The 10787-nt window shown below is 74.3% G+C and carries 6 protein-coding genes; 1 reads left to right on the plus strand and 5 read right to left on the minus strand.

The genetic code is table 11. From position 1 onward, the window contains the following. Positions 1-91 precede the first annotated feature (91 nt). From ACFY00_RS37675 to ACFY00_RS37695, 5 genes are all read right to left on the minus strand, one after another. The gene (locus ACFY00_RS37675; RefSeq protein ID WP_388038659.1) at positions 92-1258 is read right to left on the minus strand and encodes an endo-1,4-beta-xylanase; all 1167 of its coding nucleotides are present in this window, start codon (positions 1256-1258) and stop codon (positions 92-94) included. Between the two features lie 360 nt (positions 1259-1618). Continuing rightward, entirely contained in the window at positions 1619-4366 is a 2748-nt protein-coding gene (locus ACFY00_RS37680; RefSeq protein WP_388038662.1) for an alkaline phosphatase family protein, read from the minus strand. Continuing rightward, positions 4338-5804, minus strand: a complete 1467-nt coding sequence (locus ACFY00_RS37685; RefSeq protein WP_388038665.1) for an ABC transporter permease — start codon at positions 5802-5804, stop codon at positions 4338-4340. The genes ACFY00_RS37680 and ACFY00_RS37685 overlap by 29 nt, the downstream gene beginning before the upstream one ends. After that, on the minus strand, positions 5801-6748 hold the full coding sequence (locus ACFY00_RS37690) for an ABC transporter ATP-binding protein (RefSeq protein ID WP_388038667.1): 948 nt from the start codon (positions 6746-6748) through the stop codon (positions 5801-5803). The genes ACFY00_RS37685 and ACFY00_RS37690 overlap by 4 nt, the downstream gene beginning before the upstream one ends. Before the next feature lie 139 nt (positions 6749-6887). Then, complete coding sequence (locus ACFY00_RS37695; protein ID WP_388038670.1) at positions 6888-8186, minus strand: hypothetical protein; 1299 nt, start codon at positions 8184-8186, stop codon at positions 6888-6890. A gap of 294 nt (positions 8187-8480) precedes the next feature. Here ACFY00_RS37695 and ACFY00_RS37700 point away from each other — a divergent pair, with 294 nt between their 5' ends. Further along, the gene (locus tag ACFY00_RS37700; protein ID WP_388038673.1) at positions 8481-10670 is read left to right on the plus strand and encodes an MMPL family transporter; all 2190 of its coding nucleotides are present in this window, start codon (positions 8481-8483) and stop codon (positions 10668-10670) included. The last annotated feature ends 117 nt before the right edge of the window (positions 10671-10787 follow it).

Consider the following 10787-nt stretch of genomic DNA (forward strand, 5'->3'; position numbering starts at 1 on the left):
CACCACCCCCGATCCGGCAGCCGCCCCGGAACTGCAGCCGACCCCACGATCGAGCGATGCCGAACCATTAAAAACAGGACTTAACGCCCTCTTACTTCTTGCCGCCCGGGCGGGCGGCGAGGGCGAGGTCCTGCTGGAGGGTGTAGTAGGCGGGCTTGGGGGCCATGTTGACGTCGTAGAGCAGGCCGTAGCCGGTGCCGGCGAAGGTGCCGGGGATCCAGGAGTCGCCGTCGTAGACGCCCCAGGCGGTGAACGAGATGCACTGGTCGACCAGCTGGCAGGCCGTCAGCATCTGGGAGAACTCGTACGGCTGGGCGAAGGCGGCCAGCTGGCTGGTCGGGACCTGCTCGGTGGCGTTGTTGACGAAGGTCCGGACGTCGGCCTCGGTGACGGCCACCTTCAGGCCGAGGTCGCCGTAGGACTGCAGGTCGGCCTGGAAGCGCTTGCCGTCGAAGCCGTACTGGGTGTCCAGGTGGCCCTGCTCGCCGATGCCGTTGACCGGGACGCCCTGGGCGACGAGCTTCGCGAAGAAGTCGTGCACGGCCTGGAACTTGGCGTTGCTGCCGTCCTGGCCGGCGATGTTGTAGTCGTTGTAGAAGAGCAGGGCCTTCGGGTCGGCCTGGTGGGCCCAGCGGAAGACGTCGGCGAGGACGCCCTCGCCGAGGTTCTTGATCCAGAAGTCGTCGCCGTTCAGGCCGTTGGGCAGCGGGTTCGGGTCCCAGGAGTTGGCGAACACCTCGTTGGCGACGTCCCACTGCCAGATCTTGCCGCGGAAGTGGGTGACCTCGTCGGTGACGTGCCGGTGCAGGATCTCGCGCAGCTGGTCCTTGGTGATGGTGCCGTTGTCGACGCCGGTGGTGAGCCAGGAGGGCAGCTGGTTGTGCCACAGCAGGGTGTGGCCGCGGACCTGCTGGCCGTGCTCCCCGGCGAAGGCGACCAGCCGGTCGGCGGCGGCCCAGTCGTAGGTGCCGCGGGTGGGCTCGACGGACTCCCACTTCATGGCGTTCTCCGGCGTCACGACGGAGAACTGGTCCGCGACGATGGCGGTGTACGGCTTGTCGCTGCCCAGGTGGGCGTCGTCGACGGCGGTGCCGATGCCCAGCTTCTGGCGGTCGCCGAGGGCGCGCAGCGAGTCGGCGGGGACCGAGGGCTTCTTGGTGCCGCCCTGGTCGGGGGCGGCGGACGCGATCGCGGAGGGGGCGAGCGCGAGGACGGCGGCGGTGGCGACCGCGGCCGCGAGCTGGCGGCGTGGCTTCACAACGAACTCCTTGGCACCTGAGGGTGGTCGGGGAAGGAATTTCGAAACTTTCGATACAACGATCGAACTTCCAAGAAGCTAGTGCCGAAAATCGGCCCCAGTCAATAACGCTGCACGCATCAGGAGTTGCCTCTTTCCTCGCGAACCCTCCGGGCCAACGGCCGGTCAGGCCAGGTGAACACCGACAATCGACCCGGCGGGTCGCGAGCAAAACTTTCAGGCGCGCGATCGGAAGTTTTCATTGACGGGCCGACCGCTCTCCGCCTACCCTCCTGCTCGGCGGGGCCCGCCGAAACGGACCTGCCCGCCGCACCGGTGCGGTGCGGCGGGCAGGGGCGCGGGCCTCCGGTCGGAGCGGTGTCAGCCGTCGCTCTCCGCGGCGGGCAGGAAGGCGCCGGGGACGTCGGCCGGGGCGAGGACGCGCTGCTCGCCGGGGTAGGGGGTGCCCCAGTCGTGGGCCTCGTACCAGGTGAGGTGGTTCAGCTGGGCCGGGTTGGCGCGGTCCGCGACGGCGTCGGGCCCGGTCAGGTGCTGCTGCTGCTTCCAGTCCGACCACTTCCGCACGGTCTCCGCCTCGGCGGCCGGGACGGTCCCGGCCGGGGCGGCGGCGGCCGCCGGGTTCTGCGGGGCGGGGACGTCGAGGCCGCAGGAGGGGGCGGTGGCCAGGCCGTTGGTGAGCGAGGTGCGGTTGGGCAGGGCGGTGAACGGGGTGAGGTCGGGGGTGCGGGTGAAGGCGCCGGTCATCGGGGTGGCCGCGGTGTCCTTCTGGTTCATCGGCTCGATGCCGAGGATCTGCTCGACGGTGCGGATCAGGTTGATCTGCGAGTAGTAGGTGCTGTCGACGGCGCCGTGCTGCGCGTAGGGGCTGATGACCTGGATCGGCGCCCGGTGCCCGTCGACGTGGTCCAGGCCCGCCTGCGAGTCGTCCTCGACCACGAAGATCGCCGAGCTCTTCCAGTACGGGCTGTGGCTGATCTCGTCGACGATCCGGCCGACCGCGAGGTCGTTGTCGGCGACCTGGGCGGCCGCGTTGGCGGGGCCGCCGGTGTGGTCGCTGGAGAGCCAGAGCATGTTGAGGTTCGCCGGGCCGTTGCGCTCGAAGTCCTGCTTCCAGATCTCGGCGCGGTAGACGTCCGGGACGCTGGTGTCGAACTTCGGGAAGGCGGGCACCGACACCGCGTTGAGCGAGGGGATCGGCGAGGAGGAGACCAGCTGGTAGGCCGAGCCGGCGCCGGTGGCGGCCATGTTCCTGCTGTCGCAGTACAGGTTCTGCCAGGTCGCGCCGGACGGCTTGGTGAGGAACTGGTGGAACTCGCCGAAGTCCCGCACCGACCGGCCCGCGGCCCGGGCGCCGCTCCACAGCGTCCCGCTGGCCTGGTGGCCGAGCGCGTCGTCCTCGGTGTCGTAGCTGCGCAGGTACTCGCCCGCCGAGGACTCGGTGTACTCCGGGTTGTCGGCCTGCATCAGCCAGTTGTGGCCCTCGGCGGAGTTGGTGCCGATGTCGTACGTGTTGTCGTACAGCCCGAACCGGTTGGCCAGCGCGTGCTGGTTGGGCGTCACGTTCTCGCCGAACTGGGCCAGCGACGCGTCGCCGTTGCCCTGCGGCAGGTCGCCGTAGACCTGGTCGTAGGTGCGGTTCTCCTTGACGATCAGGAAGACGTGCTCGATCGTCGACGGGTCGCCGATCCGGTCCGGGACGGGCACGGCCTTGGCCTTGTTGCCGGTGGCGAGCTTGGCCGCGTTGTTCGTCCAGTTGTTCTGCGCGAAGACCTTGGCGGTCTGCTTGCGGATCTCCTTGTCGTTGGGCAGCGCGAAGCGCACCACGCTGGAGGTGGTGTCGTGGGTGGCGTGCCCGGCCGCGGTGGTGGGGCGGCGGGCGTCGACGCCGCGCGCGTTGGCGACCAGGACGTCGTTGCCCGAGGCGGTGACCTCCGCGGGGAAGTAGTCGGTGGGCAGCAGGCCGACGTAGCCCGCCGGTTCCTGCGGGCCCGCGTACCGGTAGACGGCTATCGCGTTGGCCCGGCCGAGGGTGACCAGCAGGTGGCCGTCGTCGGTGAGGGCGACCGCGTTCGGCTCGTAGCCGATCGAGGCCTCGGACCACGGCCGGGTGGCGATCGTCTGGACGACCTGCTCGCTGCGGGTGTCGATCACCGAGACGCTGTTGCTCGCGGTGTTGGTGACGAACACCGCCCCGTCCTTGGCGTACACGGCGGTCGGGTGCAGGCCCACGTCGATGCTGCGCGGCGCGGCGGAGGCGTCCGCCGGGTCGATCACGCTGACCGTGCCGGTGGTGGTGGCGCCGGTGTCCGGGTCGGCCGGGACCTGGGTGCCGTACGAGTTGATGGTGCTCTCGCCGGGCCGCGCGGGCCGTCCGCCCTCGTTGCCGACGTACAGCTTGCCGCCCGCCAGGGCCAGGCCGCGCGGCGCGTTGCCGACCGGCCAGCTCCGGGTGACGGTGCCCGCGGCGGTGTCGATCGCGACCACCCGGTTCTGGCCGTTGACCGCCGCGTACGCGGTGCGGCCGTCGGCGGAGAAGACCAGCCCGGCCACCAGGGCCTGCTGCGCACCGCTCTTGGCGATCTTCACGTACACCGGCCTGGTGACGCTGCCGTCCGGGTCGACGTCGAAGCGGGTGTAGCCGTCGGGCTGGGCCAGCCACAGCTGCTTCCCGTCCGGCGAGTACGCCGGGCCCTCCTGGCCGACGCTGTTGCTGCTGATCCGCGGGACGGAGGCGGCGCCGCTGCCGACCAGCTGCTGCACCTTCCAGTTCCGCACGTCCACGATCGCCAGCGCCGAGCCGCCGTCGGTGACCGCGGCCGCCAGGTGGGTGCCGTCCGGGCTCACCGTCGAGGACGTGATCTTCCCGTTGGGGATGACCAGCCGCTCGCCGTACGGGTCCACGTACTGGTTGTCGGAGACCAGTCGGCCCTGTTCGTAGACCTGGCCGACCTGGTTCTCGCCGAAGGCGTCGGTGTGCGCGAAGCCCACGCCCGCGCTCGCCGCCAGGACCACCGCGGTGGCGGCGGCCGTGAACAGCGTCCGGCGGCGGGTGCGCGGCCGGTTGCCCCCGGGCGCGTCGTCACTGACTCGGCGACGGGTGACCTGCATGGTGCTGTCCCTTCGAAGGAGCCGGCAGCAGCTCGACGTTGCCGTCGAACTGCCAGAGCGGGTTGGGTGCGTCCCCGGTGGCGGTGCGCACCAGGAAGTAGCCGTTGACGTCCTTGGGCCCGTCGCCGTCGGCGACGTAGCGCCCGTCGGGGGCGACGTCGAGCTGGTAGACCGCCGTCCCGGTGGCCTCGGTGCCCGGCAGGTGCCAGGAGACCGTGCAGCGCCAGTCGTTGCCCGGGCCCTCCGGCTCGACCAGGGTGCTGCCCTTGTCGCAGGCCACGGCCACCGCCAACTGCGCCTCGGTGACGTCCGGACGGTTCAACTCGGCGGTCTGCAACCGGTACAGGTGGGCGAAGGCGGTCGCCACCGAACGCTGCACCTTCGGCCGGGTGATCCCGGAACCGGCGCCCCCGGTCAGCGGGGTCAGCACCCCGACGCCCAGCACCAGCAGCCCCGCCAGCGGCAGCGCCCCCAGCACCGCCGCCCGCCGACCCGCGCCGTCCTGCGCCGGGTTGGTGAAGTCCCGCCGCAGGAACAGCAGTCGGGCCGCGACGGTCGCCGCCACCGCCCACGCCAGGCTCACCGCGACCCCGACCAGCAGCGGACCGGGCTGGGCCGGGGCGGTGAACAGGCCGTTCCAGGAGACGAACGCGTAACCGGGCAGCGCCAGCCGCACCCCCACCGGCAGCGGCAGCAACTGCGCCAGCTGCACCGCCAGCGCCACCACCGCGGGCAGCAGCAGCCCCATCGGGGAACGCCCCAGCGCGACCGACCCCAGCAGGCCGATCCCGGCCAGCGCCAGCGTCGGCGCCAGCGCGCACAGCCAGGCCAGCAGGACGCGCGAGGCGGCGTCCCCCGGCGACAGCAGGTGCCCGTCCAGGCCCACCAGCGGGTGGTGGCCCACCGCCAGCAGCCCGCCGACCGCACCCGACACCGCCAACCCCGCCACCAGCAGCACCAGCACGCTCAGCGCGGCCAGCGCCTTCGCGGCGAAGATCCGGCGCGGCGAGCGGACCGCCACCAGCAGGTGCCGCCAGGTGCCGAGCCGGTCCTCCGCGGCGAACACGTCACCGGCGACCACCGAGGTCAGCAGCGGCAGCGCCCAACTGCCCGCGAACCCCAGCACCACCAGCGGCCCAGCCCACCCCGTGGCGTGCATCCAGCGGCCGAACAGGGTGTCGGTGGGCAGCGTCCCCTGCTGCGCCACCGCGGCGACGAACAGGCCGGGCGCCAGCCAGCAGGCGGGCAGCAGCAGGCGGATCCGCCACTGCGCGAACAGCTTGACCAGTTCGAAGCGGTAGACCCGGGCGACCGGCACCGGGCGGACGGCGGGCGGTGCGGGTGCGGGTGCGGGTGCGGCGGGCGTCGCGGGTGCGGGTGCGGGTGCGGGTGCGGCGGACGTCGCGGCTCCGGCGGCCGGGGGAGTCGTCGCGGTCATCGGCCCGCCTCCTGTCGCTGGTCGGTGAGTGCGAGGAAGGCGGCCTCCAACGGCGAGACCACGGGCGCCAGTTCGCGCACCGCGACGCCGCCCTCGACCAGCCGGGACACCAGGGCGTCCAACGCGGGCACCCGGGCGCGCAGCACCAGCCGCTCGGTGTCCGGACGCGCTCCGGCGGGGTCGGGGTCGAGCAGCCGGACGCCGCGGGTGTCGGCGGCCGTCCGGCGGGCCGCGGCCGGGTCGGAGGTGAGCAGCCGGTAGTCCAGTTCGCGGTCCCCGGCGGCGAGTTCGCGCAGCGGGCCGGAGAAGGCGACCCGTCCGGTGGCGAGGACGGTCACCTCGGAGCAGAGCGCCTCCAGGTCGTCCATCCGGTGGCTGGAGAGGACGACGGCGGTGCCGTCCGCCGCGAGCGCGCGCAGGACGCCGTGGACGTGCCGCTTGGCCGCCGGGTCCAGCCCGTTGGCGGGCTCGTCCAGCACCAGCAGCCGCGGCCGGACGAGCAACGCGGCGGCCAGGCCCAGGCGTTGGCGCATGCCGAGCGAGAAGCCGCCCACCCGGTCGTCGGCGACGTCGCGCAGCCCGACCCGGTCGAGCACCTCGGCGGGCGCCGCGGTGCGGGCGCCGCCGCGCAGGGCGGCCAGCGCGGCGAGGTTCTGCCGGGCGGTGAGCGAGGGGTAGAGGCCCGGGCCGTCCACGAACCCGGCGACGCCCTCGGGGGCGGCCAGCGCCCGGCCGACCGGCGCGCCCAAGACCTCCAGGACACCCCGGTCGGCGGCGGCCAGGCCCAGCAGCAGGCCGAGCAGGGTGGTCTTGCCCGCCCCGTTCGGCCCCACCAGGCCGTGGATCCGGCCCGGGGCCACCTCCAGGTCGACGCCGTCGAGCGCGACGACCTCGCCGAACCGCTTGCTGATGCCGCGGGCCCGGACCGCGAGGAGTGCGTCCATGAAGTCCCTTCCTCCGTAGCCGAAGGAGACCCTAGGGACTTGATGACGTGCGGTCAGGAGCCGGTTCCTGAACGTTCACGGAACGGCGGGTGAGGACCGTGTGCGCCCGGGTGCGGGGCGGGTGCGGTGCGGGTGCGGCCTACCGGGCGGGGGTGGGGGCGGTGGCGCAGGACGGGTGGGTGCGGGCGCCGTAGGAGCGGGCGGCCAGGACCAGGGCGGTGCCCAGGCCGGTGAAGGCCAGGCCGCCGAACTCGACCATCCAGGTCAGCTGCCAGGAGGCGGTGAACGGGGGCAGCGGCTCGACCGGGTGCAGCACGCCGACGGCGGTCAGCGCGGCGACCGCGTTCAGCACCACCCCGTAGACCGCCAACGGGACGCCGGTCAGCCAGGCCGGGACGAGCGGGAGCAGCCGCGGCACCCGCCGCCCGGCCAGCGGGAGCGTCCAGTGCGGGAAGACCTGCCCCCACGGGTGCAGCAGCCCCAGCAGCAGGAGGAGCGCGAGCAGGGCGGCCAGCACGGTGACGTCCACCCCGGCCGCCGCGGTGGCCGCCGCCGCCCCCGACTCGTCCGGGGCCACCGCCCGCTCCCAGGCCTCGGCGGTGACGCCGAGCGCGCTGCCGCCCAGCGTCCACACCGTCTTCACCCCGGCCCACGGCAGCAGCCCGCACACCAGCAGGTACGCCGCGATCCTGGTCCGGCGCGGGGCCCGGGACGCGCGGGGGTGCACCAGCGGGCCGTCGACCGCGCCGCCGTGCGCCAGCCCGCAGCGCGGGCAGCGGCCGCGCACCCGCCGCCGGTGGGCCAGCAGGACGAGCAGCAGCAGCGCGGCCCCGACGGCGTCCAGCAGCACCTGGGCCAGCCCGGTGGCGCTCTCCAGCCCGGAGAGGGCCACCAGGCTCACGAAGTGCACCGGCAGCCCGCTCGCCCCCACCGCGAACACGGCCACCGCCACCGCCAGCACGGCGGTCGCCGCGCCCCGGCCGACCCGGTCGCCGAGCGCGGTCGGGCCGCCCCGACCGGTTCGGCGGGACGGGTCGTCCCCGCCGTCCCGGTGGGGCCGGCGTCCCGTTCGGGCCGTTCCGTCCTGGTGGTTCCGACCTTCCCGGCCCGTCCGGCCGGCCTGGCCGTCACGGCCGACCGGCCCGTTCGGGCCGTTCCGGCCACCCGGGTCGGTTCGGTCGGCCCTGCTGTCCCGTCCGTCCGGGCGGGCGGTGGTCAGCGCGGCCGCACCGGCCGCGAGGGCGAGGGCGGCGAGCAGGAGGAGCGCCACGGGCGGGTAGGCGGAGTGGGCCTTCCACGGGACGGTGGTGCGGGTCGCGGCCCAGCCGAGCTGGAGCGCGGCGTACCCTCCGGCCCACAGGGCGGCGGCCGCGGGGGCCCGGGCGGGCCGGCGGCGCGGCCGGGGCGGGCGGTGCGGGGTGCGGGCGCGGGTGGCCACCGTGACCTCCGGGTCGGTGCGGTGCGGGTCGGCTCGGTGCGTCCAGCCTCCCGGCCCGCGCGGGCGGTGGCATCGGCCTCCTGGAGCATCGCCCCTCCCCCCGCGGGCGGAGGCCCGTTCGTGCGGGTACTTCTGACGGAGGATCAGCTCCGGACGTCCACGGACGCGGTAGCGGGCCGCGGCCGGGTACCGCGGACGCGGTACGGCAGGTGTACGCGGACGGGGGACGACAGCGGGCGGGGGCGGCGGCGAGGGTGGGGGAGACCGGGAGAAGGCCGAAAACGGGAGTCGCGCATGTCCGTCCTCGCACGCTGGTGCCACCGGCACCGGCTCGTCACCGTCCTGCTGTGGCTGGGCCTGCTGGTCGGCCTCGGGACGGTCTCGGGCGCGGTCGGCACGAAGTACAGCGACAGCATGGCGATGCCCGCCACCGAGTCCAGCCGGGCGATGGACCTGCTGAAGGAGCAGATGCCCGCCGCGGCCGGGGACACCGACACCGTGGTCTGGCACACCGCGACCGGCACCGTGCACGACCCCGCCGTCAAGGACCGGATGACCGCGGTGCTGGACGCCGTCGCGCACAGCCCGTCCGTCGCCTCGGTCTCCGGCCCGTACGGCGAGCGCGGCGCCCAGCAGGTCAGCGCCGACGGCACCACCGCGTACGCGCAGGTGGTCTTCACCGGGGACGCGCGCAGCGTCCCCAAGGCCGACGTCCGGCACGTGGTCGACCTCGCGCAGCAGGCCCGCACCGACGGGCTGGACGTCCAGCTGGGCGGGCAGGCGGTGCAGAACACCGAGACCGAGATGGGCGGCCTCAGCGAGGTCATCGGGATCGTCGCCGCGCTGGTCGTGATGACCCTGGTGTTCCGCTCGGCCTGGGCGGCCGCGCTGCCGGTCCTCACCGCGGTCGCGGGCGTCGGCACCGGCGTGATCGGCACCGGGCTGCTCAGCCACGGCATGAGCATCGCCTCGGTCGCGCCCACCCTGGGCGTGCTGGTCGGCCTCGGCGTCGGCATCGACTACGCGCTGTTCATCGTCAACCGGCACCGCAAGGGCCTGATGGCGGGCCTGGGCGTCGAGGAGGCCGCCGCGAAGGCGCTGAACACCTCCGGCCGGGCCGTGCTGTTCGCGGGCCTGACCGTGGTGATCGCCCTGCTCGGCATGCTGATCCTCGGCATGGGCTTCCTCAACGGCATGGCGGTCTCCGCCGCGCTCACCGTCGCCCTGACCGTGCTGGCCGCGATCACCCTGCTGCCCGCCCTGCTCGGCCTGCTGAAGCTGCGGGTGCTCAGCCGCGCCCAGCGCCGCCGACTGGCCGGGCACGGCCCCGGCGAGGAGCACACCACCGGGTTCTGGCCGCGCTGGGCCGCGAAGGTGCAGGCCCGGCCGACCGGCAAGGCGCTGGTCGCGCTGGTGCTGATGCTCGCCGTGTCGCTGCCGGTGCTGTCGCTGCGCCTGGGCAGCTCGGACGCGGGCAACAATTCGAAGTCGACCACCACCCGGCAGGCGTACGACCTGATGGCCGAGGGCTTCGGCCCCGGCTCCAACGGGCCGCTGCTGCTGGTCGCCGAGGCGCCCGCGCCCGCCGACCGGGCCGCGCTGGACGGGCTGGTCGCCGAGCTGAAGGGCCTGGACGGCGTCGCGCAGGTCACGGCCGCGCCGATGCAGGACGGGCAGCGGGTCGGCATCGTCAAGGTCGTGCCGACCACCTCCCCGCAGTCCGCGCGGACCTCCGGGCTGATCACCGAACTGCGCGAGCACACCGTCCCCGCCGCCGAGGCCGGGACCGGCCTGCGGGTGCACGTCGGCGGCGCCACCGCCACCGCCGCGGACTTCGCCGACGTGCTGATCTCCAAGCTGCCGCTGTTCATCGGGATCGTCGTCGGCCTGGGCTGCCTGCTGATGATGGTGGCCTTCCGCAGCCTGCTGGTGCCGCTGATCGGCGTCGCGATGAACCTGCTGACCATGGGCGTGGCGTTCGGTGCGATCGTCGCGGTGTTCCAGTGGGGCTGGGGCTCCGAGGCGCTCGGCGCGGGCGCGGCCGGGCCGGTCGAGGCCTTCGCCCCCGTCATGATCATCGCGATCCTGTTCGGCCTCTCGATGGACTACCAGGTCTTCCTGATCAGCCGGATGCACGAGGAGTGGACCCACACCCGCGACAACCACCGCGCCGTCCGGGTCGGCCACGGCGAGACCGGCCAGGTCATCACCGCCGCCGCCGTCATCATGGCCTGCGTGTTCGCCGCCTTCCTGTTCGGCGGCCAGCGCATGATCGCCGAGTTCGGCCTCGGCCTGGCCCTGGCCGTCCTGCTCGACGTGCTGGTGCTGCGGATGGTCCTCGTCCCCGCGCTGATGCACCGCTTCGGCGCCGCCAACTGGTGGCTGCCCGGCTGGCTCGACCGCCTGCTCCCGCACGTCTCCGTCGAGGGCGAGCCCGACCCGGCCCCCGTCCGGGCGCCCGAACTCGCGGACGCCCGCCACTGACCCGCCCCGGGGGGGGGGGGGGGGGGGGGGGGGGGGGGGGCGGGGGGCGCGGGGGGCCCCCCCCCGGCGGCGGGGGGGGGGGGGGGGGGGGGGGGGGGGGTGGGTGGCGGGGGGGGG

The sequence above is a fragment of the Kitasatospora sp. NPDC001540 genome (assembly GCF_042894345.1).
Classification (GTDB): Bacteria; Actinomycetota; Actinomycetes; order Streptomycetales; family Streptomycetaceae; genus Kitasatospora; species Kitasatospora phosalacinea_C.

Excerpts from the sequence above, each read along its gene's own strand:
- ACFY00_RS37690 (WP_388038667.1), bottom strand. The coding sequence starts at position 6,748 with ATGGACGCACTCCTCGCGGTCCGGGCCCGCGGCATCAGCAAGCGGTTC.
- ACFY00_RS37700 (WP_388038673.1), top strand. The coding sequence starts at position 8,481 with ATGTCCGTCCTCGCACGCTGGTGCCACCGGCACCGGCTCGTCACCGTC.
- ACFY00_RS37680 (WP_388038662.1), bottom strand. The coding sequence starts at position 4,366 with ATGCAGGTCACCCGTCGCCGAGTCAGTGACGACGCGCCCGGGGGCAAC.
- ACFY00_RS37685 (WP_388038665.1), bottom strand. The coding sequence starts at position 5,804 with ATGACCGCGACGACTCCCCCGGCCGCCGGAGCCGCGACGTCCGCCGCA.